The 697-nt window shown below is 66.0% G+C and carries 2 protein-coding genes; both read right to left on the reverse strand.

Annotated features, from left to right (window positions below; genetic code table 11):
* Positions 1–102: 102 nt before the first annotated feature.
* Positions 103–462 (reverse strand): YbaN family protein, encoded by a 360-nt coding sequence (locus tag LH128_RS29545; RefSeq protein WP_008833376.1) that lies wholly within the window; start codon positions 460–462, stop codon positions 103–105.
* Positions 449–697: SufE family protein (locus tag LH128_RS29550; protein WP_008833377.1), on the reverse strand; the 249-nt coding region annotated here is incomplete at its 5' end. The genes LH128_RS29545 and LH128_RS29550, both read right to left, overlap by 14 nt.

The raw sequence follows: 697 nt of genomic DNA on the forward strand, positions 1-697 counted from the left end.
GCCGTTTTATCCTCCCTGTTCCGCAGGAATGGGGAGGTGGCAGCCCGCAGGGCTGACGGAGGGGGCTTGCTTTCCCCCTCCCCGAGCAAGCTCAGGGAGGATTTATTCCGCCCGCGTCCAGATCCACGTCCCGATCGTCGCCAGCACCGCGAGGGGGATCAGCGCCCACATCTCGCCTGCGGTGAACCATACGATCGCGACGCTCAGGCCCATAGTCGAGATCGCCGCGATCTTGCCCTTGCGGCTGATCGCCCGCCGGTCGCGCCATTCGCGCAAGTGGCGGCCGTACTTCGGGTGTTGATAGAGCCGCTCCGCCCATTCCGGGTGGCTCTTCGAGAAACACCCGGCGGCGAGAATCCAGAAGATCGTCGTCGGCAGCAGCGGCAGGAAGATGCCCAGCGTGCCGATCCCGACGAGGATTACCCCCGCCGTGATCCAGAGATATTTCCTAGCCCTGGGCATATCGCGCGGCAGTTTCCCGGATCAGCGCGATCATGTTGGGCACGCCCTGCGTCCGGTTGGACGAGAGCTGGTTGCGCAAGTCGAACGGTTCGAGCGCCGCCGCAATGTCGGTCGCGGCCACCGTCGCGGCAGGCTTGTCCTGCACCGCCGAGATCACCAGCGAGACGATGCCCTTGGTGATCGCCGCGTTGCTGTCCGCCAGGAAGTGCAGGGTGCCGTCCTCGCGCGCCATGGG

Origin of the sequence: Sphingomonas sp. LH128 (genome assembly GCF_000293195.2) — a bacterium.
Classification (GTDB): domain Bacteria; phylum Pseudomonadota; class Alphaproteobacteria; order Sphingomonadales; family Sphingomonadaceae; genus Novosphingobium; species Novosphingobium resinovorum_A.